Origin of the sequence: Pseudomonas sp. MYb541, from assembly GCF_037479595.1 — a bacterium.
Taxonomy (GTDB): domain Bacteria; phylum Pseudomonadota; class Gammaproteobacteria; order Pseudomonadales; family Pseudomonadaceae; genus Aquipseudomonas; species Aquipseudomonas canadensis.
In genome coordinates this window covers 1-23824 of record NZ_JBBGYS010000005.1, presented here as the reverse complement: position 1 = coordinate 23824, position 23824 = coordinate 1, and the positions used below count along the sequence as shown (strand labels likewise).

22 protein-coding genes are annotated in these 23824 nt (G+C 60.1%); 12 read left to right on the top strand and 10 right to left on the bottom strand.

Going from position 1 to position 23824, the window contains the following annotated elements:
* Positions 1–60 precede the first annotated feature (60 nt).
* Positions 61–1404, bottom strand: coding sequence for a CDP-diacylglycerol--serine O-phosphatidyltransferase (gene pssA, locus WH299_RS04425; RefSeq protein WP_122726858.1), 1344 nt, complete (start codon positions 1402–1404; stop codon positions 61–63).
* A 125-nt stretch (positions 1405–1529) separates the two neighbouring features.
* Between pssA and WH299_RS04420 the strand changes: the two genes are divergently transcribed.
* Together WH299_RS04420 and WH299_RS04415 are read left to right on the top strand one after the other, a co-directional pair.
* Positions 1530–2093 (top strand): TetR/AcrR family transcriptional regulator, encoded by a 564-nt coding sequence (locus tag WH299_RS04420; protein ID WP_339549752.1) that lies wholly within the window; start codon positions 1530–1532, stop codon positions 2091–2093.
* A 54-nt stretch (positions 2094–2147) separates the two neighbouring features.
* Positions 2148–2627 (top strand): nuclear transport factor 2 family protein, encoded by a 480-nt coding sequence (locus WH299_RS04415; RefSeq protein WP_122726855.1) that lies wholly within the window; start codon positions 2148–2150, stop codon positions 2625–2627.
* 91 nt (positions 2628–2718) lie between these two features.
* Here the strand turns inward: WH299_RS04415 and WH299_RS04410 are convergent, their stop codons facing one another.
* Both WH299_RS04410 and WH299_RS04405 read right to left on the bottom strand, forming a co-directional pair.
* Positions 2719–3876 (bottom strand): PQQ-dependent sugar dehydrogenase, encoded by a 1158-nt coding sequence (locus WH299_RS04410; RefSeq protein WP_339549681.1) that lies wholly within the window; start codon positions 3874–3876, stop codon positions 2719–2721.
* Between the two features lie 12 nt (positions 3877–3888).
* Positions 3889–4203 (bottom strand): hypothetical protein, encoded by a 315-nt coding sequence (locus WH299_RS04405; RefSeq protein WP_122726851.1) that lies wholly within the window; start codon positions 4201–4203, stop codon positions 3889–3891.
* 184 nt (positions 4204–4387) lie between these two features.
* On the opposite strand from WH299_RS04405, the gene ku reads away from it, so the two are divergent.
* Both ku and ligD read left to right on the top strand, forming a co-directional pair.
* On the top strand, positions 4388–5218 hold the full coding sequence (ku, locus tag WH299_RS04400) for a non-homologous end joining protein Ku (protein WP_122726849.1): 831 nt from the start codon (positions 4388–4390) through the stop codon (positions 5216–5218).
* A gap of 3 nt (positions 5219–5221) precedes the next feature.
* Complete coding sequence (ligD, locus tag WH299_RS04395) at positions 5222–7681, top strand: DNA ligase D (protein WP_339549678.1); 2460 nt, start codon at positions 5222–5224, stop codon at positions 7679–7681.
* A gap of 21 nt (positions 7682–7702) precedes the next feature.
* On the opposite strand, the gene lpxO is transcribed toward ligD, so the two are convergent.
* Positions 7703–8602, bottom strand: a complete 900-nt coding sequence (gene lpxO, locus WH299_RS04390) for a lipid A hydroxylase LpxO (protein ID WP_122726845.1) — start codon at positions 8600–8602, stop codon at positions 7703–7705.
* 291 nt (positions 8603–8893) lie between these two features.
* Between lpxO and WH299_RS04385 the strand changes: the two genes are divergently transcribed.
* Positions 8894–9280, top strand: a complete 387-nt coding sequence (locus WH299_RS04385; RefSeq protein ID WP_339549677.1) for a TIGR03067 domain-containing protein — start codon at positions 8894–8896, stop codon at positions 9278–9280.
* 8 nt (positions 9281–9288) lie between these two features.
* On the opposite strand, the gene WH299_RS04380 is transcribed toward WH299_RS04385, so the two are convergent.
* The gene (locus WH299_RS04380; protein WP_339549676.1) at positions 9289–10101 is read right to left on the bottom strand and encodes a class I SAM-dependent methyltransferase; all 813 of its coding nucleotides are present in this window, start codon (positions 10099–10101) and stop codon (positions 9289–9291) included.
* A gap of 154 nt (positions 10102–10255) precedes the next feature.
* Between WH299_RS04380 and WH299_RS04375 the strand changes: the two genes are divergently transcribed.
* From WH299_RS04375 to WH299_RS04365, 3 genes are all read left to right on the top strand, one after another.
* Positions 10256–11494, top strand: a complete 1239-nt coding sequence (locus WH299_RS04375) for an MFS transporter (RefSeq protein ID WP_123477823.1) — start codon at positions 10256–10258, stop codon at positions 11492–11494.
* 142 nt (positions 11495–11636) lie between these two features.
* Entirely contained in the window at positions 11637–13223 is a 1587-nt protein-coding gene (locus WH299_RS04370) for an ABC-F family ATPase (protein WP_028616043.1), read from the top strand.
* Between the two features lie 154 nt (positions 13224–13377).
* Positions 13378–14553 carry an MFS transporter gene (locus WH299_RS04365; RefSeq protein ID WP_339549675.1) on the top strand — a complete coding sequence of 392 codons (1176 nt, stop codon included), beginning with the start codon at positions 13378–13380 and terminating at the stop codon, positions 14551–14553.
* On the opposite strand, the gene WH299_RS04360 is transcribed toward WH299_RS04365, so the two are convergent.
* The 3 genes from WH299_RS04360 to WH299_RS04350 all read right to left on the bottom strand — a co-directional run bounded on the left by WH299_RS04360 (position 14547) and on the right by WH299_RS04350 (position 17470).
* On the bottom strand, positions 14547–15584 hold the full coding sequence (locus WH299_RS04360; protein ID WP_028616041.1) for an alpha/beta hydrolase family protein: 1038 nt from the start codon (positions 15582–15584) through the stop codon (positions 14547–14549). The two genes, WH299_RS04365 and WH299_RS04360, sit on opposite strands and share 7 nt — an antisense overlap.
* Positions 15585–15812: 228 nt before the next feature.
* Positions 15813–16424 (bottom strand): FMN-dependent NADH-azoreductase, encoded by a 612-nt coding sequence (locus WH299_RS04355; protein ID WP_122726835.1) that lies wholly within the window; start codon positions 16422–16424, stop codon positions 15813–15815.
* 119 nt (positions 16425–16543) lie between these two features.
* On the bottom strand, positions 16544–17470 hold the full coding sequence (locus tag WH299_RS04350; protein ID WP_339549674.1) for an AraC family transcriptional regulator: 927 nt from the start codon (positions 17468–17470) through the stop codon (positions 16544–16546).
* 159 nt (positions 17471–17629) lie between these two features.
* Between WH299_RS04350 and WH299_RS04345 the strand changes: the two genes are divergently transcribed.
* The 3 genes from WH299_RS04345 to WH299_RS04335 are packed head-to-tail and all read left to right on the top strand — an operon-like array spanning position 17630 to position 20330.
* Entirely contained in the window at positions 17630–19009 is a 1380-nt protein-coding gene (locus WH299_RS04345) for an NAD-dependent succinate-semialdehyde dehydrogenase (protein WP_339549673.1), read from the top strand.
* A 59-nt stretch (positions 19010–19068) separates the two neighbouring features.
* Entirely contained in the window at positions 19069–19977 is a 909-nt protein-coding gene (locus tag WH299_RS04340; protein ID WP_122726828.1) for a LysR substrate-binding domain-containing protein, read from the top strand.
* On the top strand, positions 19974–20330 hold the full coding sequence (locus WH299_RS04335; protein ID WP_339549672.1) for an MmcQ/YjbR family DNA-binding protein: 357 nt from the start codon (positions 19974–19976) through the stop codon (positions 20328–20330). The genes WH299_RS04340 and WH299_RS04335 overlap by 4 nt, the downstream gene beginning before the upstream one ends.
* Before the next feature lie 362 nt (positions 20331–20692).
* Here WH299_RS04335 and WH299_RS04330 read toward each other — a convergent pair whose 3' ends face one another.
* Both WH299_RS04330 and WH299_RS04325 read right to left on the bottom strand, forming a co-directional pair.
* Positions 20693–21076, bottom strand: coding sequence for a DUF1294 domain-containing protein (locus WH299_RS04330; RefSeq protein ID WP_122726823.1), 384 nt, complete (start codon positions 21074–21076; stop codon positions 20693–20695).
* Complete coding sequence (locus tag WH299_RS04325) at positions 21073–21903, bottom strand: undecaprenyl-diphosphate phosphatase (protein ID WP_122726821.1); 831 nt, start codon at positions 21901–21903, stop codon at positions 21073–21075. The genes WH299_RS04330 and WH299_RS04325 overlap by 4 nt, the downstream gene beginning before the upstream one ends.
* Positions 21904–22121: 218 nt before the next feature.
* On the opposite strand from WH299_RS04325, the gene WH299_RS04320 reads away from it, so the two are divergent.
* Positions 22122–23756, top strand: a complete 1635-nt coding sequence (locus WH299_RS04320) for a methyl-accepting chemotaxis protein (protein ID WP_122726819.1) — start codon at positions 22122–22124, stop codon at positions 23754–23756.
* Positions 23757–23824 lie beyond the last annotated feature (68 nt).

Here is a 23824-nt window from a genome sequence, read left to right as displayed (position 1 = left end):
AATACATTGACGGAAGAATATGAACACAAAGGCGCCCCATTACGGCAAGCCTAGGCGCACTTACAAGATGCGGTAGAGCAACCGTTCGATCCGCACCCGGCTGACCCGACGCAAAAACTTGCCGACCGCCTCGGGATAGTCCGGCAGCGTTTGCAGGTCCTGATAACGCTCGATGCGAGCGGTGTGCTGGAAAATCTGCGCCAGTTCGGTACGTCGCGGCCCCAGCCACTCGCTCTTGGGATCATCGATCAACAAGGCGTTTTCCAGGTCGAGACGGAACGCGCGCGGGTTGAGGTTGTTGCCGGTAAGCAAGGTGTAGCGCTGGTCGACCCACATCCCCTTGAGGTGGTAAGTGTTATCGCCGTCGCGCCATAGGTGCAGGTTCAACTGGCCGCTGTCGATCATCGGCTGATGGCGCTTGGCAAAGCGGCGCAGGCTGATTTCGTAGAGGTAGGGCAGCGCCGCAATGACCTTGAATGGCTCGCTGGGCGGGATGTAGAAGTCGTTGGCGGTCTTGTCGCCGACGACGATGTCAATCTTCACCCCACGCGCCAGCGCGCGGTTGATTTCGCGGGTTACCGGCAGCGGCAGGTTGAAGTATGGGGTGCAGATAGTCAGCTGATGTTGGGCGCTGGCGATCAGTTCGAGAATCACGCGGTTCAGGGGGTTGTTCTTGCCGACCCCGAGCAAAGGGCTGACTGAGAGGTGACCATTGGGCAGTTGCCCGGCCGTGGTGTCGTAAGCCGCGTGTTTCAGGCGGCTGCGCAAATCGCCGATGTCGTTGCGCAGGCTGCGGGTGGTGGGCGGATTGGGCAGGTCCAGACGATTGACCGCCTTGGACGCCACCAGGCCGTGCTCCACCAGGTGCTGCATCGAGTCGGCGAGCGCTTTGCTGTGGATCAAGTGGTACCGATCGAAGCGGTACTTGTCGAATTTGTGCAGGTACACGTTGTTCAGGCTGGCGCCGCTGTACAGCACCGTGTCGTCAATCACGAAACCCTTGAGGTGCAACACACCGAACAACTCGCGGGTTTGCACCGGCACGCCATACACCGGCACTTCGCTGCTATGGCTTTGAGTCATCGCCTGGTACCAGGCGCTGTTGCCCGGCTGCTTGCCGGCACCGATCAAGCCGCGCTGGGCGCGCAACCAGTCGACCACCACCACGATGTCCAATTCCGGCCGCGCAGCTTTGGCGGCGTGCAGGGCGTCGTAGATCTCCTGCCCCGCTTCGTCCTGCTGCAAGTACAGCGCGACGATATAGATGCGCCGGGTGGCATGGGCAATCTTCTCCAGCAGGCAACGACGATAGGCGTCGGCGCCGGACAGCACCTCAAGGGCATCGGGAGTGAGGGGGAAACCGCGCAGTTTTGGCAACAGGGAGCGTTTGAAGAACGACGGCATAAGGCTCGCAATGGGTCGAATCCGAAGAGGCCCCGAGCTTACACCATGGGGGTGCTCAGGTCTCGCTGCGGCGCATGGAAAAATTTTAATTGACCAAGAAGAACGATCGTTCTACTGTTCGCAGCATGAACGACATGACCCGTAATGAAACCCGCGACATTATTCTCGACGTCACTGAAAAGTTGATCTATCGCCATGGCATCGCCGCCACCGGCATGGACTTCCTGGTGAAAACCGCCGGCGTGTCGAGAAAAAGTATTTACCGCTACTTCGCCAATAAAGACGAGCTGGTGATTGCCGCCCTGCAACGTCGCGATGAACGCTGGATGCAGTGGCTGCGCACTGAAGTGGAACGCCGCGAAGACACCGGAGAACGCCTGCTGGGGCTGTTCAGCGCGCTCAAGGACTGGTTCGGCACTCCCGACTTCCGGGGCTGCGCGTTCATCAACACCAGTGGCGAAACCGGTGATCCGCACGACCCGGTGCGCCTGCTGGCCAAGGCGCACAAACAAAAACTGTTCGAGTACGCAGTTGAACTGTGTCAAGCACATGGCACCCCCGATCCCGAGCGGCAGGCCGCGCAACTGCTGATCCTGATCGATGGCGCCATTACCGTTGCCCTGGTGATGGGCGATTCAACAGCTGCCGATAATGCGCAATGCATGGCGCAAACGTTATTGGGACTGTGAACCCGCAAGTAGGCGCAACTTCAGATACATCCTTATTCATTGAGGAACTGCCCAATGTCATCGACTGTAGAAACACGTCCGCCCCTGCCGCCGTTCACGCGCGCGTCGGCCATCGAGAAAGTCCGTCTGGCCGAAGACGGTTGGAACTCCCGTGATCCGCAGCGGGTGTCCCTGGCCTACACGCTGGACACAAAATGGCGTAACCGCGCCGAATTCGCGCATAACCGCGAAGAAGCCAAAGGTTTCCTCACCCGCAAATGGGCCAAGGAACTGGACTACCGCCTGATCAAGGAGTTGTGGGCATTCACCGATAACCGCATCGCGGTGCGTTATGCCTATGAGTGGCGCGACGATTCGGGCAACTGGTTCCGTTCCTACGGCAATGAAAACTGGGAATTCGACGAGAACGGCCTGATGGCCAATCGTTTTGCCTGCATCAACGATCTGCCGATCAAGGAAAGCGAGCGCAAGTTCCATTGGCCGCTGGGCCGACGCCCGGATGATCATCCTGGGCTGTCTGAACTAGGCCTTTGACCCCTCCCTTGTAGGCGCCCGGCTTGTCGGCGATGACGGTATCAAACTCGCCATCGCCGGCAAGCCGGGCGCCTACTGATTGTATGGAGCTTCAATCCTGGTTCAGGCCAACTCGATACAACACGCCATCATCCTCGTCCGTCAGCACATACAAAAAGCCATCTGGCCCTTGCCGAACATCACGGATCCGCGCTTTTAATCCACCGAGCAAGCGTTCCTCGTGGATCACCTTGTCGCCATCAAACTGCAAGCGGATCAACTCCTGGCTGACCAGCGCACCGATAAACACGTTGTGCTGCCAGGGCTTGAAGCGATCCGCATCGTAAAACGCCATGCCACTGATACCCGGCGACTTTTCCCACACATGATGGGGCGGCACTGTGCCTTCCACCGTTTTGCCCTTGGCTTCGGGAATCGGTGTCAGGGAGTAGTTGATGCCGTGGGTTGCCAATGGCCAACCGTAGTTCTTGCCGCGTTCGATGATGTTGATCTCATCACCTCCGCGCGGCCCGTGTTCGTTTTCCCAGATCGTGCCACTCCAAGGATTCAGCGCCAGCCCCTGAGGGTTACGCTGGCCGTAGGACCAGATCTCCGGGCGCACGCCTTGCTGACCGACGAAGGGGTTGTCATCCGGCACGCGGCCGTCCGGGTAGATGCGTACGACCTTGCCTTGCAACTTGTCCAGATCCTGGGCCGTCGGGCGATCGTTGTTTTCACCCAGGGTCACGAACAGGTAGCCATCGCGGTCGAACGCCAGGCGCGAGCCGAAGTGGTTACCGGTCGACAGCTTGGGCTCCTGGCGCAGGATCACCTGGAAGTCGGTCAAGCTACTGAGGTCTGCCGCCAGGCGCCCACGGCCCACTGCTGTGCCGGCGGTACCGCCTTTGCCACCGCCTTCCGCGTAGGACAGGTAGACCATGCGGTCCTCTTTGAAGTCCGGCGACAACACCACATCCAGCAGACCGCCCTGCCCTTTGGCCCAGACTTCCGGCACGCCCTTGAGTGGCGCGGACAGCTTGCCGTCGGGGCTGACAAAGCGCAGGTGGCCAGGACGCTCGGTCACCAGGAAGCCTTGCTTGTCCGGCAAAAAGGCCACCGCCCATGGGTGGTCCAGGCCTTTGGCGATTGGCGTCGCAGTGATGCTGCCCTGTTCGCTGGGGAACTGCTGGGCATCGGCAGCGTAAGTGGCCGTCAACGGCAGCAGCGTGGTGGCGCAAAGGGCGGCTAGCAGGCTTTTGCGTAGAAACATAAGGCGAGATCCTTACCGGCGATTGCCGTTGGCATCATAAGTGGGGGCTTTGGTTTCGGTGGCCGGGCGGCTGGGGGCAGCGTCGCGTTTTGGATAGCTGTTGCCGATGCCGCCGTTTTCCAGGGTCGGTGTGCGCGTGGTCGGCCCGGTCTGGATACCGCGAACGGCCGGCGCATTCGGCTGGGTGCCCTGCATGCTGTTGGGATTGGCCCGGTGGATCGGGCCGTTGTTGCCGTTGTTGTTGCCGGGCAGGTTTTGCGCCTGGGCCACAGGCATAAGGGCCAGACCCAACAACAGCGCTGCTACGTGACGCGTACAACTGTTCATGACAAAGCCTCTCTGGGACGAGGAGTACGTGCTTTCGATAACACGCTACGCCTTGGGTTCGGCTTTCGACACTAAATAGTTTCTCATCAGGTGTAACACGATCTGTCCGCGCATCTGCTTGGGGAAACTTTTCCCACATCATCCGAGTCACCAGAACACAGCCTCTTCGTAAGGAATCGCACCTATGCCACGGGCAATCTGGAAAGGCGCCATCAGCTTTGGCCTGGTGCATATCCCGGTCTCACTGGTTTCGGCCACCTCCTCTCAAGGCGTTGACTTTGACTGGCTGGACAAGCGCAGCATGGACCCGGTGGGTTACAAGCGCATCAACAAGACCACCGGCAAAGAAGTGACAAAGGACAACATCGTCAAAGGCGTCGCGTTCGAGAAAGGCCGCTATGTGGTGCTCAGCGAAGAAGAAATCCGCTCGGCTCACCCCAAATCGACCCAGACCATCGAGATCATCGCGTTTGTTGCCAGCGACCAGATCCCGTTGCAGAACATCGATACCCCCTACTTCCTCGCACCGGACAAGCGTGGCGGCAAGGTCTACGCCTTGCTAAGGGAAACCCTTAAAAAAACCCGCAAGGTCGCCCTGGCCAATGTGGTGCTGCACACCAAGCAGCACCTGGCGGCGTTGATGCCCCTGGACTCGGCGCTGGTGCTGGTGATGCTGCGCTGGCCCGCCGAGGTGCGCAGCCTGGACGAACTGGAGCTGGGCAGTGACGTGACCAAACCGAGCCTGGCCAAGGGCGAATTGGACATGGCCAAGCGCCTGGTGGACGACATGAGCGCCGACTGGCAGCCGGATGACTACCGCGACAGCTTCCAGGAAAAAATCATGGCGCTGGTGGCCAAGAAGGCCAAGGCCGGCAAGATCGAGGATGTGGAGACCAGGGACAGCGAAGAGCGCAAATCCGCCGATGTGATCGACCTGACGGAACTGCTCAAGCGTAGCCTGGCCGGCAAACCCGCGAAGAAGCCTGCCACGAAGAAATCCACCAAGGCCTCCTGAGTCATGTCCAAGCCCCTCAGCGACTACAACCGCAAGCGTGATTTCGGTATTACCGGCGAACCCGCAGGCAACTCGCCTGCACGCAAGCGCAAAGCCTCGGCACTGTCCTTCGTGATCCAGAAGCATGACGCACGCAACCTGCACTATGACTTTCGTCTGGAACTCGACGGCGTGCTGCTCAGTTGGGCCGTGCCCAAAGGGCCGAGCCTGGATCCCAGTCAGAAGCGTCTGGCCGTTCACGTCGAAGATCATCCCCTGAGCTACGGCGGCTTTGAAGGCAGCATTCCCGCCGGCCAATACGGCGCCGGTGACGTCATCGTGTGGGACCGTGGCATCTGGCAGCCCCATGACGAACCCCGCAAGGCCTACGCGACCGGCAAGCTCAAATTCACCCTGGTAGGCGAGAAGCTCTCCGGCGACTGGGCGCTGGTGCGTACCCGCTTGAAAGGCAGCGGCGACAAGGAACAATGGCTGCTGATCAAGGAAAAGGACCAGCAGGCGCGTGCGGCCGACGACTACGATATCGTCCAGGCTCAGCCGAACAGCGTGCTCAGCGATGCCTCAGTGGGTAAACCCAAGGCTGGGGCCAAAGTCAGAAAAGCCGCCCTCCCCGAGCAATTCAATCCGCAATTGGCCACCCTGGTGGATCGCGCCCCGGAAGGCGATTGGCAATACGAAATCAAATTCGACGGCTACCGCATGCTCGCACGCATCCGCGACGGGGACGTGCGCCTGTTTACCCGCAACGGACACGACTGGACCGACCGTCTGCCCCGCCAGGTCAAGGCATTGCAGGCTCTGAAGCTCAAGGACAGCTGGCTGGATGGCGAGGTGGTCAGCCTCAATGGCGATGGCCTGCCTGACTTCCAGGCGCTGCAAAATGCGTTTGATATCGGCCGCAGTTTGGACATCGTTTACTACCTGTTCGACGCGCCCTTTCTCAATGGCCAGGACCAGCGCCAGACGCCGGTCGAGGATCGCCGCGCCACCCTCAAAGTCGCGCTGGCCGCTAGCCGCAGCAAATTGCTGCGGTTTTCCGAGGCATTTACCGCGCATCACCGCGACATCTTTGAAAGCGCCTGCGACTTGGCCCTCGAAGGCGTGATCGGCAAGCGCCTGGGCAGTCCGTACGTCTCTAGTCGCAATGCCGACTGGATCAAACTCAAATGCCGGTTGCGCCAGGAGTTTGTGATTGTCGGTTATACCCGGCCCCAAGGCTCACGCACGGGGTTCGGCGCGTTGTTGCTGGCGGTAAATGATGAGACTGGCCTGGTGTACGCAGGCCGCGTAGGCACGGGTTTTGATCAAGCGTCGCTCAAGACTATTTATGCGCAACTCACACCGTTGGAGCGCAAGACATCGCCGCTTGAGAAACCGCTGACCAGCACCCAAGCACGTGGCGTGCATTGGGTAGCGCCCACGTTGGTCGGTGAGGTGCAGTTTGCCGAGTGGACACGCGAGGGCGTGGTCCGCCAAGCCGCGTTCGTCGGGCTGCGCACCGACAAACCCGCAGCGCAGATCGTTCATGAACAACCGCGAACGGCCAAATCCATGAAACCCGCCAAAAAGACCCGCGGTGATGTCAATATCACCCACCCAGACCGTGTGATCGACAAACAAAGTGGCACACAAAAACAGCAACTGGCGCAGTTCTACGACAGCATCAGCCAGTGGATTCTGCCCTTTTTACGTCACCGGCCGGTGTCCCTGCTGAGAGCGCCGGAGGGTATCGAGGGCGAGCAATTCTTCCAGAAACACTCGGAGCGCCTGGCCATCCCCAACATCAAGCAACTGGATCAGGCACTTGATCCCGGCCATGCGCGGCTGATGGAAATCGATAACGTCGGCGCCCTGATAGGCGCGGTGCAAATGGGCGGCGTAGAGTTTCATACCTGGGGCGCCACCTCGGACAAGATCGAAACCCCGGACCTGTTTGTGCTCGATCTCGACCCGGACCCGGCGTTGCCCTGGAAAGCCATGCTCGAAGCTGCGCAACTGACCCTGTCGGTACTGGATGAGTTGGGGCTGCAAGCCTTCGTCAAGACCAGCGGCGGCAAAGGCCTGCACCTGATCGTGCCGTTGGCGCGCCGAGACAATTGGGACACCGTAAAAGCGTTCGCCAAGGCCATCGCCCAGTTCATGACCGAGCAGTTGCCGGAACGCTTTACCGCGACGTCGGGGCCCAAGAACCGGGTCGGCAAGATCTTTATCGATTACCTGCGCAATGCACGGGGAGCCAGCACCGTAGCGGCGTATTCCGTGCGCGCACGGCCAGGCTTGCCGGTGTCGGTGCCGATCAGTCGTGAGGAGTTGAAGGGGTTACGCGGTGCGCAGCAATGGACAGTCGCCAATCTGCAGCAGCGCTTGGACGCTTTGAAAGCGGATCCCTGGGCGGGGTATGCCAATCGACAGAAGATTAGCAAGAAGATGTGGGACAAACTGGGCGCCCATCCACCGAAGTGAACGGCGCCCGCACAGCGACACTCAGATCAGCAGGAAAATCGCCGCCAACCCAGCAAAGATCGCCCATTTTTCCAGGTAGTAGCGCGTACGATTGCGCTTTTTCAGCTCTTTACCGCGCAGACGAATCTTGTACAGGCGCGTGAACGCGCGGTTGAGCCCACCGGTCTTGTCACCGTCATCGTTGGGCGAACCTGCAGCCGCCATCACGTTACGGCTGAACCAGCGGTTGAACGCAGCGGCCCAGCGGTACTTCATCGGGCGCTCGACGTCGCAGAACAGAATGATGCGGTTCTGCTGCGTGGTGTTTTCGGCGTAGTGGATGTAGGTCTCGTCGAACATTACCGGCTCACCGTCACGCCAGTAGTAGTTTTCGCCGTCCACATTGATGTAGCAGCCGGGGTCATTCGGGGTATCCAGGCCCAGGTGATAGCGGTACGAGCCGGCATACGGATCACGATGGCGTACCAGTTTGGAACCGGGTGGCAGCTCGGCGAACATCGCGGCCTTGATCGAACCGATGCTTTGTACCAACTCAGTGGTGCGCGGGCACAGCTTCATCGCTGACGGATGGCTGTCGCCATACCATTTGAGGTAGAAACGCTTCCAGCCCGACTTGAAGAACGAGTTGAAACCCACGTCGTTGTATTGGTCCGAGCGCTTGATCTCGCCGGCACGCATCAAGTTCTGCCCTTCCAGGCGGATTTCTTCCCAGTGTTCCTGGAGCGGGCTCAGGTCAGGGAAATCGCTGGGCGACAGATACGGCCGGCTGGGCAGTTTGGAGAAGAGGTAGAGAAAGCAGTTGATCGGCGCCAGGAAGGTCGAATGATCACTGAGCTGGCGGCCCAGCTTGTGCCGCACCCGGCCACGCAGGTGTACATACGCAATCGAGGCAACGTAGAGAACAACAATGATGAGTTTCAAGAGATTTCGTCACATGTCAGAAGAGAACAGGCTGCTCCTGCGTGCCCACAACGGCCGAGGTTGGATAGCAGCACCTGAAATCACGATTCACACAATCGGCTCGACCGGCTCAGTGACAACCCGGTTCGTGGCCCTTTGCTAGTTATTTAGCCACAGGTTGTAACTAAAAGTTAACTAGGAATTGTGAAAAGCTGTCTTGTGAATGTGATGCGCAATCAGCGCTCAAATGATAAAAATGCGCCGCTTTGGCGTCGCCATCGACGATTCACCCTTCAGCAAAAAGGAATTTGTATGTCATCCGTTACAGATGCGGACTTTCAAGCCCTCCAAGGTGCGTGGGAGCAGACGTCACTCGAAGACAGCGGCATGCTCAACCCCATCGATGCCCACAGTGCCCCTGGCGCGATCACCACGATCAGTGGCGACTGCTTCGAAGTGAAGACTGTCAGCGGCGAGGTGTTGCTGGCAGGACGTTTTTTCCTGGACAGCAGCACCGTGCCAAAGAGCATTACCTGGATTGACTCCATGGGAGATGACGCAGGTAAACACTTGCCCGCCAGCTATCGCCTTGACGGTGAGGAATTTGCATTCATTGCAGCCGACGAAGGTATGCCCAGGCCAACCATTTTCAGTACGGGCCCAGGGCAAACCATGCGCACGTTCCTGCGACGCCACTGAAAAGCCCCTCAATCGGGACGTTTGGTGGCAGTCAACGTAAAGCACATCGGCAATTGCGCAGGCTGCTGCTCGTACTGGTCGTACACCTCTTCGCGGTTGGAATGCGGATACTCCTGCAGGTGGCTGATCTGCAACTGTGCGCAGATCGCTGCAGTGACCACGTCGCCCAAAGTGTGCACGTACCAATAAGAAGTCGGCCCAGCAACCTCGCCCTGGCCTTCGTAGACAATTGACTCCTGCAGCACAAACGGCTCGCGCTGAAAGTAGGAACTGGCCGGCAGGAAAGGGTTCTGCGCCCGTGGATCAAACACCTCCAGGAACGGGTGGGTTTCATACATCACCAAGGTGCCACCGGGCTTCAAGGTGCTGGCGACATGGCGCATGAACTGCCCCACATCCGGCATCCAGCCCAACACGCCAATGGTCACCAAAGCGATATCGAAGCGCGCCTGCAACTCTTGCGGCAACTGGTGGATATCACTTTCTATAAACTCAGGGTTGTGCGGTGAGACCTCGGCCAGTTCACGGGCCTGTTCCAGAAACGCACGGGATTGATCGACGCCCACCACCGAACGCGCGCCCAGGCCGTACAGCGAAAGGCTTTCGCGGCCATTGTTGCAGCACAGTTGCACCACATCCTTACCGTCCACGCCCACTTCTCGCAACACGCCGGTCAGCGTGGGGTCCAGGCAAGAAAAGTCAGCCGCGCCGACACTGTTGAGCAACGCGCTCCAAGTGTCAGTGGCTTTGTGCAAGTCGGCGGATTGGTCCCAGGCGTCCTTGTTGCTGGCAATCGCCTGTTGAGCTGAAGGCATGTCCATTGCTTCTCCAAGTATTCACGAAAGCGGGTGTCAGAAAATAAGCCAAGTGCCCTCGGATTAAAACCCGAGCAGCGCACGAAACTTAACGCAGGCCCCACAGGTCATTAACGCAATGCGTGTTCAGCCCTTGAACGCCATCTCCGAAGACCGCGCCGTGGCCAAACACTCCGATCTGCGCAACACCTTGTCCCTGGACAGCCTGAACTTCTTCCTGGCGGATGTGCGCGACGGCCTCGGCCCCTATCTGGCCATTTATTTGCTGGCCGTACACAAATGGGACCCGGCCAGCATCGGCGTGGTCATGACCCTGGCAGGCATCGCTGCCCTACTCACCCAAGGACCGGCGGGTGCACTGATCGACCGCACCCGCAGCAAGCGCGCGGTAGTCGCATTGGCCGCCATCGTGGTAACCGGCAGCTGCCTGCTGCTGCCCTTTGTCAGTTCCTTCAGCCTGGTGGCGTTGACCCAGGCCGCCAGCGCCGTCGCCGCGTCCGTATTCGCACCGGCCATCAGCGCGATCTCCCTGGGCATTACCGGGCCACGCGCGTTCACCCGCCGTACCGGGCGCAACGAAACCTTCAACCACGCCGGCAACGCCGTGGCGGCGCTGTTGGCCGGCGGCTTGGCGTATCTGTTCGGGCCGGTGGTGGTGTTCTACCTGATGGCGTTTATGGCGGTGGCCAGCGTTATTGCGATCAGTTGCGTGTCGGCTGAGGCGATCGACCATGAAGTCGCCCGAGGTTTTGACCCGGAGCATCACACTGACCACGAACAACCCTCCGGTATCCGCGTGTTGCTCGCCAACCGCCCACTGCTGCTGTTCGCCATCTGCTGTGCCCTGTTCCACCTGGCCAACGCCGCGATGCTGCCGCTGGTCAGCCAGAAACTCTCGCAGATCAACCTGCAGATGGCCACGCCGCTGACGTCGGCATGCATCGTCGCCGCGCAGTTGGTAATGGTACCGATGGCTTGGCTAGTCGGGCTCAAGGCCGACATCTGGGGACGCAAGCCCTTGCTGATGGCTGGCTTCATGATCCTGCCGCTGCGTGGCGTGCTTTATACGCTGTCCAGCGATCCGTACTGGCTGGTGGCCGTGCAGATGCTCGACGGCATCGGCGCCGGGATCTTCGGTGCGCTGTTCCCGGTGATCGTCAAGGACCTGACCCAAGGCACCGGACGTTTCAACGTCAGCCTGGGCGCCCTCTCCACCGTCTTCGGCCTGGGCGCGGCATTGAGCAGCAGCCTGGCGGGTTTCGTGGTGCAACAGGCCGGCTACAACGCGGCCTTCCTGACCCTGGCCGGCGTGGCGGCGCTGGCGTTGGCACTGCTGTGGCTGGCGATGCCGGAGACCTTGGCAAAACCATCCTTCGCCGGACATACAACTGTCGCCTGACATATGCGACAATGCGCGCCAAATTCCAACACACATCCAAAATTTTCTGCTCAGCGACCGGGTTTCGCGCCTCGATGTCGCTGTTGACGCATGCCTGAAGGCTCCTGCCGCCACGCTCGCAACCCATTGATAGGTAAAGTAATTGATCTCCACAGCTAACATCACCATGCAGTTCGGCGCCAAGCCGCTCTTCGAGAACGTCTCGGTCAAGTTCGGCGCCGGCAACCGTTATGGTTTGATCGGTGCCAACGGTTGCGGCAAGTCGACCTTCATGAAAATCCTTGGCGGCGACCTCGATCCGTCCGGCGGCCAGGTCATGCTGGAGCCGAACGTACGCTTGGGTAAACTGCGCCAGGACCAGTTCGCCTACGAAGAATTCACCGTGCTCGACACCGTGATCATGGGTCACGAAGAGCTGTGGAAGGTCAAGGCCGAGCGCGACCGCATCTACTCGCTGCCGGAAATGAGCGAAGAAGACGGCATGGCCGTTGCCGAGCTGGAAACCGAGTTCGCCGAGATGGACGGCTACACCGCCGAATCCCGTGCCGGTGAGCTGCTGCTGGGCCTGGGTATCCCGTTGGAGCAACACTTCGGCCCGATGAGCGAAGTGTCTCCAGGCTGGAAACTACGCGTATTGCTGGCCCAGGCGCTGTTCTCCGATCCTGAAGTGCTGTTGCTCGACGAACCGACCAACCACTTGGACATCAACACCATTCGCTGGCTGGAAAACATCCTGACCCAGCGTTCCAGCCTGATGATCATCATCTCTCACGACCGTCACTTCCTGAACAGCGTGTGCACCCACATGGCTGACCTGGACTACGGCGAGCTGCGCCTGTTCCCGGGCAACTACGACGAGTACATGACCGTAGCGACCCAGTCCCGCGAGCAACTGCTGTCGGACAACGCCAAGAAGAAGGCGCAGATCTCCGAACTGCAATCCTTCGTCAGCCGCTTCTCGGCCAACGCCTCGAAAGCCAAGCAGGCCACTTCCCGTGCCAAGGCGATCGACAAGATCCAGTTGGCCGAAGTCAAGCCATCGAGCCGCGTGAGCCCGTTCATCCGTTTCGAGCAGAACAAAAAGCTGCACCGTCAGGCAGTCATGGTCGAAAAAATGGCCAAAGGCTTCGACGGCAAGCCGCTGTTCAAAGACTTCAGCTTCCAGGTTGAAGCTGGCGAGCGCGTGGCGATCATCGGCCCGAACGGTATTGGCAAGACCACCCTGCTGCGTACCCTGGTCAACGAATTGACCCCGGACGCCGGCAGCATCAAGTGGACCGACGCTGCAGAGCTGGGCTACTACGCCCAGGACCATGCCCACGACTTCGAAGACGACGTGACCCTGTTCGACTGGATGGGCCAGTGGACCCAAGGCGAGCAAATGATCCGTGGCACCCTGGGTCGCATGCTGTTCTCCAACGACGAGATCCAGAAGTCGGTGAAGGTGATTTCCGGTGGTGAGCAAGGCCGCATGCTGTTCGGCAAGCTGATCCTGCAAAAGCCGAACGTGCTGATCATGGACGAACCGACCAACCACTTGGACATGGAGTCCATCGAGGCGCTGAACCTGGCGCTGGAGAACTACCCGGGCACGCTGATCTTCGTCAGCCACGACCGTGAGTTCGTATCGTCCCTGGCCACACGCATCATCGAGCTGAGCGCCACAGGCGTGATCGACTTCAGCGGCACCTATGATGATTACCTGCGTAGCCAGGGTGTAGTGTTCTAAGCACCGCGCGCCGAATAAAAAACCCCGTCCTATGACGGGGTTTTTTATTGATGCATACCCTGTAGGAGCCCGCCCGAGTTTATCGTTAGGCAGCTTCCTTTTCTCTCCTCCCCTTGCCATGATGCCCTCACCGCCCGCCCGCGAACGAGTGCCCATGTCTGCCGCCGCCCCCAACTCCCTGTCGATCACCTTGCAGATCGTCTCCATTGTCTTCTATACCTTCATCGCGTTTATCTGCATCGGCCTGCCAATCGCGGTGATTCCTGGCTATGTGCATGAGCAACTGGGTTTCAGCGCCGTGGTGGCCGGGGTTACGATCGGCTCGCAATACCTGGCGACCTTGCTCAGTCGGCCCATGGCCGGGCGCATGTCGGACAACGTCGGCACTAAGCGCGCGATTGTGTTGGGGTTGGCGGGGATTCTGGTCAGCGGCGTGCTGACATTCTTTGCGACATTGCTACAGAGCATGCCCGTCTTGAGCCTGGGCATTTTGATCGTCGGCCGACTGTTGCTGGGTGTGGCTCAAGGGCTGATCGGCGTGGGCACCATCAGTTGGTGCATGGGCGCGGTGGGCGCGGAACACACGGCACGCTCGATCTCCTGGAACGGCATCGCGTCCTACGGAGCCATCGCCATTGGTGCGCCGCTCGGCGTGGTGATGGTGGCTGAATACAGCTACAACAGCCTCGGCATTGCACTGGCCGTATTGTCCGCGCTGGGCCTGGTACTGATCCGCAATAAACCCTCAGTGCCGGTAGTGCGCGGTGAGCGTTTGCCGTTCTGGGCGGTGTTCGGGCGTATCGCGCCCTTTGGCGCCAGCTTGTGCCTGGCCTCCATTGGCTACGGCACCCTCACCACCTTTATTACGCTGTACTACCTCAATCGCGGCTGGGCCGGTGCAGCGTACTGCCTGACGGTGTTTGGCGTGTGCTTTATCCTGTCGCGGTTGGTGTTTATCTCTGCCATCAGCCGGTTTGGCGGCTTTCGTGCCGCCATCGCCTGCATGACCATCGAGACCCTGGGCCTGACGCTGCTATGGCTGGCGCCATCGACGGGCGTGGCGTTGATTGGCGCAGGGCTGACCGGTTTTGGCTTGTCGCTGGTGTACCCGGCGCTCGGCGTGGAAGCCATCAAGCAGGTGCCCAATAGCAGCCGAGGTGCAGGCCTGAGTGCTTACGCGGTGTTCTTTGATTTGGCCCTGGCGATTGCAGGACCGTTGATGGGCGCCGTGGCACTGAACCTCGGCTATGGTTGGATCTTCTTCTGCGCCGCGCTGTTGTCGGTGACTGCCTTGGGCGTGACCGTTCTGCTCAAGCGTCGCGCTTACTGATCTGCCGTCTGCATCCCGGCGCGGGTGGATTGGCCGAGTGTGTGGCTGAAAAATCGCCCCGCCTCGGAAATCAGGTCACGGTGAATACCTTCGCGGTCGACACCATCGGCATCGGTGCAAATCGCGGGCATGGCCGCCAACTGATCGCTGTCACACGGCGCCATGAACACGAAGTGCCCTGCCCCGGCCAATAGCTTGAAGTCCGGCGGTTCCGGCAGTTTGCGCGCCAGCGCCGCAGCGTTCTTGTCCACGGCCACCAGCTTGTCGCCGTCGCCACTGTAGAGCAGCACCGGCACATGCACGTCGGCCAGGGTGTGACGGCCGAACATCAGGCTCAACGGGGCCATCAACATCAAAGCATGAATACGCGGATCGGATTGCGGTTGCAGGTCGTCGCGGTCCACCACCAGTTCGCCTTTGGTGGTGCAGGCGTCACGGTCTTCCGGGCGTTCCTGGCAGTAGCGGCGCAGGCGGTCGAAGTCCGGCTTGGCACCCGCCAGGATCAACGCAGTTTCGCCGCCCGCTGAATAACCGATCACGCCCACCTGATCCACATTGACGAACGGCGATAGCATCGGGTCGCCCAAGGTGGCGGTGATCGCTTCGGAAATCTGGATCGGCCGGCCATACAGGTTACTCACCGTGCCCAGGCGGCTGTGGTCTTTGTAGTTGTCGCCAGGATGCAGCACTGCCACCACCACAAAGCCTTTGCGCGCCAGCGAGGTGGCCAGGTCGTGCAAGGCCAGCGGCGTGCCGGTGTTGCCGTGCGACAGCATCAGCATCGGGAAACGGCCGATGGCAATCTTGGAATCTTCCGTGGCGGCGACACGATAGGCGCCCAGCGGTGTGCTGTGCTCAAGCCCGGTGGAGGGATAGAAGGCGATGGCCTTCATCGGCTGCAAATCCAGCGGATCAAGGAAGGTCATGCGATGGAAGCCCACACTCCAATGGGGGTGCGGCGCAGGTGCGGCGTGCACTGAAACCAGGCCACCGAGCAAGGAAAGAACCATAACAGCACAAAGACGCATCATGAGGATGTCCACCTTTGCTGCATAAAGACCGGCATGTCGGGTTGAAAAGTCCATGGTTCAAGGCGCTCGACCGGGTGATAAACCCATGCGTGCATAACCTGGGCCAAAGTAATGACAGCGGGTAAACGAAAAAACTCCGTAGTCCGGTCGTTTTGAGGCGATCAGAATACAGAGTTTAGACGTCCCGTTTCAGAATGAAACGGTGAAAGGCAGGGTTTTACCTAAGCTTTACGCAGCCGCGAACAATTGTTCGTTGATGAGTACGTTGGCGTCGCTCAGGGACTTGCTGCGGAACTCATCGCCATACGCCAGGCCGTGGGCGCGGACGAATTCGATGTCGGTGATGCCGAGGAATCCCAGCAGCACTTTCAGATAATCTTCATGGGCCACGCCGGTCGCTTGGCCGGCGTGCAGGCCGCCCGACGTCGACACAACGATGACTTTCTTGTTGCCGCACAGGCCTTCGGGGCCGGCTTCGGAGTAACGGAACGTTTGGCCGGCGACGGCGATGCGGTCGATCCAGGCTTTCAATTGAGTCGGGATGGTGAAGTTGTACATTGGGGCGGCGATGACCACCGCGTCGGCGGCGAGGAATTCAGCCAGGGTCTTGGCGCTGAGCTCAGCTTCATGTTGCTGCGCAGCGCTACGCTGATCAGCCGGAGTGCCCAAGGCGCCCAGGGTTGCGCCGGAGAAGTGGTTGAAGCCTTCGGCGGCCACGTCACGGTAGGTCACTTCCACGCCCGGCTCAGCCGCTTGCCAAGCCTTGACCACACCAGCGCTGAGCTGACGGGACGCCGAGTTGTCGCCGAGGATGCTGGAATCGATATGCAACAGTTTCATGTGGGATCTCCAAGTGAGGATCGCGACGTGGCGATCAAGTGGGGTTGATCCTACAGATGATTCGAATGAACGATTAGACAGCTGAAATGCGACTGTTTGTCCTGCTGGCAGGACAATGCTCAGTGCGACGACACATAGATCGACGCTGACGTCGGCGCGGGCAAAGCGTAGGTACGTTTCATCCACTGGATCTCTGCCTGGGGCGTGCGCCCAAAAAAGCGTTTGAACTCGCGGCTGAACTGCGAGGCGCTTTCGTATCCGACCTGAGCACTGGCCGTGGCGGCGGTAATATCGCTGCGCAGCATCAATAGGCGCGCCTGGTGCAAGCGCGTTGACTTGAGGTACTGCATCGGCGAGGTGTCGGTGACGGTGCGAAAATGCGCGTGAAAGCTCGGCACACTCATCATCGCCTCCCGAGCCAGCACTTCTACGTCCAGGTGCTGGTGATAGCACCCATGGATCTTGCGAATCGCACGCGCCACCTTGCCGAACTGGCCCTGGCGATTCAGGGCCGCACGCATCGAACCACCCTGCTCGCCCGTCAGGATTCGATAGTAGATCTCGCGCATCAAGGCCGGCCCGAGAATCTGCGCATCCATCGGCACGCTCATCGCTTGCAGGAAGCGCAGCAATGACTCACTGAGCCGGTCATCCATGGGTGACGAATACATGCCCCGTGGTTTGGCCTCGATCAATTGGGGGAAGTCATCCAGCGCCACCATCAGCTCCGCCGCGAGGGTGAAGTCCAGGCGCAGGTACACCGCGAGCATCGGCTCGGCTTCACTGGCGTCGGTCTCCATGGTGAAGGGCACCGGCACCGACACCACCAGGTAGTGCTGGGCGTCATACAAGTAAACGTCATCCCCCAGGTAACCACGTTTTTGCCCCTGGCAGACAATCACAATGCCGGGGTCGTACAGCACCGGGACCCGATGTAATGGGCGATTGGAGCGCAGGAAACGCACGTCATCCAGTGTGCTCAGGTTATAGCCTTCCACAGGCGCTAAAGCGCCCATCAGCTCGATGATTCTGCCTGTGCGATCCATGACTGCTGGCCTTTGCGTAAAACGCCACGTTAACGCGCAATCCACCAAGAGGCTACGGACTAATAGGAATAGGCAATCAGCACATTGGAATGGATATTCGCTCGAATACCGCACTTGCGTAGCCTGAAACAGCACTTTCAGCCCTCGGAGATCTCCCCCATGCTTATCGTCTACAACCCTGCCAACGGTGAAGAAATCGGCCGTGTCGCCAAGCACACCGCAAACGAGGTCAAGGCTGCCGTCGACCGCATCTGTGTCGCCTTCGCTGACTGGTCCTCCAAGCTTGCCAAGGAACGCAGCGACATCCTGCGCCGCTGGCACGACGCGGTAAAAGCCGACAAGGAAGCCTTCGCCGAACTGCTCTGTCGCGAAAACGGCAAGTGCCTGAGCGAAGCCCGCGGCGAAATCGACTACGGCCTGGGCTTTATCGAGTGGTACGCCGAAGAGGCCAAGCGCGTGTACGGCGACACCATTCCCACTCACGACCGCAATGCCAATGTGATGGTGACCAAGGAAGCCATCGGCCCCGTCGCCGCCATCACTCCGTGGAACTTCCCGTTCATGATGATCACCCGCAAGGTCGCCACGGCGCTGGCGGCCGGCTGCACCATGGTGATCAAACCCGCTGAAGACACCCCACTCACCGCCCTCAAGTTGCTGGAGTACGCGCGCAAGGCCGGGATTGAGGAAGGCGTTCTGGAAGTGGTGGTGGGCGACCCGAACGAAATTGGCCCGATCCTGACCGGTGACCCACGCATCCGCAAAATCTCGTTCACCGGCTCCACCGGCGTCGGAAAGTTGCTCGCCGCACAATGCGCTGCCAGCATCAAGAAGATGACCCTGGAACTGGGCGGCAATGCGCCGTTTATCGTGTTCCAGGACGCCAACCTCGACGAAGCGGTGAAAGGACTGGTCAGCGCCAAACTGCGCAACTCCGGCCAGGTGTGCATCTCTCCAAACCGCATCTTCGTGCAACACAGCATCCTCGAGGATTTCATCAAGCGTTTGAAGCGCGCCGTGGCCGAGATCGAAGTGGACCAAGGCTTGCGTGAAGACTTTGTGGTCGGACCAATGATCAATCAACTGGGCTTCGATAAGGTGACGCGCCTGGTGGCAGACGCCAAGGCCGCCGGGGCCAAGGTGTTGATGGGCGGCAAGCCCCACGCCAAAGGCGGTCTGTTCTACGAGCCGACGGTATTAACTGGCTTGCAGGACGATTCTCCCCTGGCGACCGAGGAGATCTTCGGCCCGGTGTTCGCTATCTATTCGTTCAAGAATGAAGCCGAAGTGATCAACCGCGCCAACCAGACCGAATTCGGCCTGGTGGCCTACGCCTACACCAGCGCACTGGGACGGTCGTTGCGCCTGTCGCGCCAGTTGGAGGCCGGCATGGTGATCCTCAACTCAGGATCAGTGGGCACCGCTTCCGTGCCGTTTGGTGGCATCAAACAGTCCGGTTACGGCCGTGAAGGCAGCTATTACGGCATCGAGGAGTATGTGCACGTGAAGTACGTGTTGATGGCCGGCGCACATTTGTAGTGGATTTGCCCTCGTCAGACGCGGATAGTTCGTCCCACTGACAGGACAATAGGTTGCCCATGCAAGACCTCAACGACCTCTACTATTTCGCCAAAGTGGTGGAAGCCGGTGGCTTCGCCGCCGCCGGCCGGCTGCTGGGGATTCCCAAGTCGCGGCTGTCGCGGCGCATCGCCGAACTGGAAGAACGCCTCGGCGCGCGCCTGTTGCAGCGCACTACCCGCCAACTCACCCTCACCGCCGTCGGCGAGCGCTACCTGCGGCATTGCCAGGCGATGCTGCTGGAAGCGGAAATGGCCGATGAGGCGGTGGCCAGCATGTCCAGCGAGCCCCGTGGACGGCTGCGGGTCAGTTGCCCGGTGGGCATGGCCCAGCACATCCTGCCGGAATTGGTGGCCGGGTTTCTGGCGGCTCATCCCCAGGTGCAACTGGAGATGACGCTGGTCAACCGCCGCGTCGATCTGGTCGCTGAAGGCATCGACGTCGCCTTGCGGGTGCGCGAATTGGGGGACGAGGACCCGCTGCTGGTCACCAAACGCCTGCGTCAAGCCCAGACGGTGCTGGTGGCCAGCCCCGTGCTGATGCACGGCCGCCAGGTGGCGACCCTTGAAGATCTCAAGCAGCTACCGATCCTGGGTGCGTTGGAGGCGGATCGCCTGGTGCATCAACGCATCCTCGACCCCCAGGGCAACACCCACGACCTGGCGATGGAAGCACGGCTGGGTATCGACGATTTCATCGTGCGCAAGGCCAGCGCCATCATGGGCCTGGGTTTTACCGTACTGCCGATGATGTATTGCGAAGAGGAATTGGCCAACGGCCGGTTGGTGCAACTCCTGCCGGAGTGGTCCTTGCCCGGCGGCTGGTTACAGGCGGTGTACCCGCATCGTCGCGGCGTGTTGCCGGCCATTCGTGCCTGGATCGATTATCTGGAAGAAGGTTTCAAAGGTTGCGGAGACCGCCTGCTATGAAGATGACCGAGGAACAAGTCGCCGCGTTCTGCCTAAGCCTGCCCGGCGCGCGGGAGGACTATAAATGGGGCGGTGTGCGCGTATTTTCGATTGCGGGCAACAAGATGTTCGCGCTGCAGAACCTGCGGGGTGAGTCGTTGGCGTTCAAGGTCGACAAGGAGTTGTTCCTCGGCCATGTGGACCGCCCAGGTATTCACCCGGCGCCGTACCTGGCGCGGGCGCAGTGGGTCATCATGAATACGCCGTATCCACTGGGTGCTGAGGAGTTGCGTGGGTTGTTGCGGCGCTCTCACCAGCTTGTCGTCGGCAAGTTGCCCAAGCGTACGCAGATTGGGTTGTTGCTGGACGATTGACGCAATCGCACCTAGGTATCTAAGTGAATATCGGTTGCTCTGCTTTTGATTTGCTTTTGATCTCAGGCGCCCCGTCAACCACGCTGGCCGGAGTGAGGGCACACCGAGCCTAGGCGAGGTGCCGAGTGGTGGGGCGAAGCGTTTTTGGTTACTTTTGGCGCTCTTCCAAAAGTGACCCGCCGTAAGGGCGGAACCAATATCAGCCGTTACCAAATAAATGGATATGTACTCCGATCTCAGAACTCTAGCGCCTGACACATAGCTTTCGCGGGCAAGCCCGCTCCCACATTTTGATCTATTACACCTGATACAGCTCGGTCGACCATCAGAGCAAGCTCCCTCACCACAGGTCTGGCCCAAGCCTAGAGCACTGAAAGCAAGGTGCCCCCCAGGACCAACTGATCCAGCCAGAACACCTGATGCAGCAACACAATCACCCAAAACAACACCTGATAAGACACCTTGCGCGTCTTGTGCCGAAACACCTGCTGCGCAATCAACGCCCCCGGCCATCCGCCCGCCAGTTCCACAGCGTGCAGGATATTTTCCGGGGTGCGCCAACTGTCGGTGCGCGCCTTGCGCTTGTCGCTCCAGTAAAGGAAGAACGCGATCACGCTGACCACGCCATAAGCCGCCAGCGGAATCACAGTCTCGCCGCGCTGCCACACCAGCACCGAGCCCAGCAACGGCGCTGCACACAGCAGCACGAAGATCGCCGCCTTCAGGCGGGGGTGCTGGATCATCATGCCTTGGCGGCCGCCCAGTCGATCCAACCGAACTGCCAGGTCGCCAGGATCAGCAAACCGAACGCAATGCGGTACCACGCAAACACCGCGTAGCTGTGGCTGGCAATGAATTTGAGCAAGCCCTTCACTGCGATCATCGCGAAGATGAACGAGGTCACAAAGCCAATGGCGAACACCGGCAAGTCCGCAGGCTGGAACAGGTCACGGTACTTGTAGCCCGAATACACCGCCGCACCGACCATGGTCGGCATCGCCAGGAAGAACGAGAATTCGGTGGCGGTCTTGCGCGACAGCCCAAATAGCAAGCCACCAATGATGGTCGAGCCGGAACGCGAAGTCCCTGGGATCATCGCCAGGCACTGGGCCATGCCGACCTTGAGCGCGTCTTTCCAAGTGATGTCATCGACGGTTTCGGCATGCACTTCATGCTCGCGGCGCTCGGCCCACAACATGATGACGCCACCCACCACCAACGCCGTGGCTACGGTGATCGGGTTGAATAGGTAGTGGTGAATCAGGTCGGCAAAAATCACCCCCAGCACCACCGCCGGCAGGAAGGCGATCAGCAGGTTGACGGTAAACCGCTGGGCCTTGCGCTGGGTCGGCAGGCCGCTGACCACTTCGAAAATCTTGCCGCGAAACTCCCACACCACCGCCAGAATCGCGCCCAGCTGGATAATGATGTTGAACGCATTGAAGCGATCGCCGGTAAAGTCGAGCAAGTCGGCGACGATGATCTGGTGGCCGGTGCTGGAAATCGGCAGGAACTCGGTCAGCCCCTCCACAACGCCAAGAATCAATGCCTGTATGGCGGTCCAAAAATCCATGCTTCCCCCAAAGGTCTTGCGCTATGGCAAGCCTCGTTAATCTTTTTAATGGTTCACTGACGACAAGACGCGGTGTTGAGTTTCAACCCCGACCTGCAAAAATCTTGTGAAAAATCAGACAGTACTCAGGTTTTCCGAATACAGGCCGAAAGCCTATCAGACAAGGCGGAAAAGTCGATGCAGCACCCACAATTATAAAAGCACGGAGTGACAGGACGATGAACAGTTTGCGCAATATGTCGATCAGCCGGCGCCTGTGGCTGATCCTGATAGTCGCCGTGCTGATGCTGCTGGCCTTGGGTTTGCTGATGCTCAAGCAGATTCATGACGACCTGTACCAGGCCAAGAGCCAGCAGACCCAGCACGTAGTCCAGACCGCCAGTGGGATCCTGACGTTTTATCATGGCCTCGAAACCACGGGCGTGATGACCCGCGAAGCCGCCCAGAAGCAAGCCTTGAGCGCGGTGCGTGGCTTGCGTTACGACCATGACGACTATTTCTGGATCAATGACCTCACGCCCGTGATGATCATGCACCCGGCCAACCCCAAGCTCGACGGCCAGAACCTCTCGGCCATCCGCGACCCTGACGGGTTTGCCGTGTTCAACGAGTTCGTGATCCTGGCCAAGGCCAAGGGCGCCGGCATCGTCAACTATCGTTGGCCAAAACCGGGCGCCGAAGCGCCGGTGGCCAAGACCTCGTATATCCAACTGTTCGAACCGTGGGGCTGGATCATCGGCTCCGGTGTGTACGTCGACGATGTGCAGGCCGAGTTCAGCGGCCAGGTCTGGAAAGCCTCGTTCATCGGCCTGGGGATCGCACTGGTGATGGCGCTGCTGGTCTCACTGATCGCACGCAGTATTGTGCGGCCGTTGCAGGACGCGGTGAACGCCATGGGTAACATCGCCAGCGGCGAAAGCGACCTGACCCGCAGCCTCGATACCCATGGTCAGGACGAAGTCACCCAACTGTCCCGGCATTTCAACAGCTTCACCGCCAAGCTGCGCCAGGTAGTGGGCCAATTGCAGGTGTGCGCCAATGCACTGGGCCAGTCGTCCCAAGAACTGGGCAGCAACGCGACCCAGGCCCATGACCGCAGCCAGCAACAATCCCAGCAGATGGAACTGGTGGCCACCGCCATCAACGAAGTCACCTACGGCGTGCAGGACGTGGCCAAGAACGCCGAACACGCCGCCAGCGAAATGCGCGACGCCCAGGCTCAGGCGCAGCAAGGCCAAGTGAATATCGACGGCAGCCTGCAGCAGATTGACCAGCTCTCCAGCACCATCAGCCAGGCAGTGGAAGTGATTCGCACCCTGTCTGCGGAAAGTACCCAGATCGGCAGCGTGCTTGAAGTGATCCGCTCGATTGCCGACCAGACCAACCTGCTGGCCCTCAACGCCGCGATTGAAGCAGCCCGCGCCGGTGAACAAGGACGTGGCTTCGCCGTGGTGGCCGATGAAGTGCGGCTTTTGGCCCAGCGCACGCAAAAATCCACTGCCGAAATCCAGGGCATGATCGAACGCCTGCAAGGCCACTCGGAAGCCGCGGTCAAGGTGATCAGCGACAGCCACAGCGCCTCGCAACTGACCATCGAACAAGCCGGCCAGGCCGGGGCCAGCCTGACCGCCATCGGCCAGGCGCTGCGCAACCTCAATGGCCTCAATGCCTCGATTGCCAGCGCCACCCTGCAACAGGCCCACGTGGTGGAGGACATCAACCAGAACGTCACCCAAGCCGCGGGCTTGTCCCACAGCACGGCGTTGGCGGCAGAACAGTCGAGTGTGGCGAGTGTGCATTTACGTGGCCTGAGCGAACAGCTCGACGGCCTGCTGCGCCAATTCAAGGTCTGACCCTGTGGTGGGGGGGGGGGGGGGGCCGGCCGGGGGGGGCCGCCCCCCCCCCCCCCCGCCGCCGGCGC

Bases quoted from the DNA above. Each gene is read 5' to 3' on its own strand.
- pssA (WP_122726858.1), bottom strand. From the start codon at position 1,404: ATGCCGTCGTTCTTCAAACGCTCCCTGTTGCCAAAACTGCGCGGTTTC.
- WH299_RS04420 (WP_339549752.1), top strand. From the start codon at position 1,530: ATGAACGACATGACCCGTAATGAAACCCGCGACATTATTCTCGACGTC.
- WH299_RS04415 (WP_122726855.1), top strand. From the start codon at position 2,148: ATGTCATCGACTGTAGAAACACGTCCGCCCCTGCCGCCGTTCACGCGC.
- WH299_RS04410 (WP_339549681.1), bottom strand. From the start codon at position 3,876: ATGTTTCTACGCAAAAGCCTGCTAGCCGCCCTTTGCGCCACCACGCTG.
- WH299_RS04405 (WP_122726851.1), bottom strand. From the start codon at position 4,203: ATGAACAGTTGTACGCGTCACGTAGCAGCGCTGTTGTTGGGTCTGGCC.
- ku (WP_122726849.1), top strand. From the start codon at position 4,388: ATGCCACGGGCAATCTGGAAAGGCGCCATCAGCTTTGGCCTGGTGCAT.
- ligD (WP_339549678.1), top strand. From the start codon at position 5,222: ATGTCCAAGCCCCTCAGCGACTACAACCGCAAGCGTGATTTCGGTATT.
- WH299_RS04385 (WP_339549677.1), top strand. From the start codon at position 8,894: ATGTCATCCGTTACAGATGCGGACTTTCAAGCCCTCCAAGGTGCGTGG.
- WH299_RS04380 (WP_339549676.1), bottom strand. From the start codon at position 10,101: ATGGACATGCCTTCAGCTCAACAGGCGATTGCCAGCAACAAGGACGCC.
- WH299_RS04365 (WP_339549675.1), top strand. From the start codon at position 13,378: ATGTCTGCCGCCGCCCCCAACTCCCTGTCGATCACCTTGCAGATCGTC.
- WH299_RS04360 (WP_028616041.1), bottom strand. From the start codon at position 15,584: ATGATGCGTCTTTGTGCTGTTATGGTTCTTTCCTTGCTCGGTGGCCTG.
- WH299_RS04355 (WP_122726835.1), bottom strand. From the start codon at position 16,424: ATGAAACTGTTGCATATCGATTCCAGCATCCTCGGCGACAACTCGGCG.
- WH299_RS04350 (WP_339549674.1), bottom strand. From the start codon at position 17,470: ATGGATCGCACAGGCAGAATCATCGAGCTGATGGGCGCTTTAGCGCCT.
- WH299_RS04345 (WP_339549673.1), top strand. From the start codon at position 17,630: ATGCTTATCGTCTACAACCCTGCCAACGGTGAAGAAATCGGCCGTGTC.
- WH299_RS04340 (WP_122726828.1), top strand. From the start codon at position 19,069: ATGCAAGACCTCAACGACCTCTACTATTTCGCCAAAGTGGTGGAAGCC.
- WH299_RS04335 (WP_339549672.1), top strand. From the start codon at position 19,974: ATGAAGATGACCGAGGAACAAGTCGCCGCGTTCTGCCTAAGCCTGCCC.
- WH299_RS04330 (WP_122726823.1), bottom strand. From the start codon at position 21,076: ATGATGATCCAGCACCCCCGCCTGAAGGCGGCGATCTTCGTGCTGCTG.
- WH299_RS04325 (WP_122726821.1), bottom strand. From the start codon at position 21,903: ATGGATTTTTGGACCGCCATACAGGCATTGATTCTTGGCGTTGTGGAG.
- WH299_RS04320 (WP_122726819.1), top strand. From the start codon at position 22,122: ATGAACAGTTTGCGCAATATGTCGATCAGCCGGCGCCTGTGGCTGATC.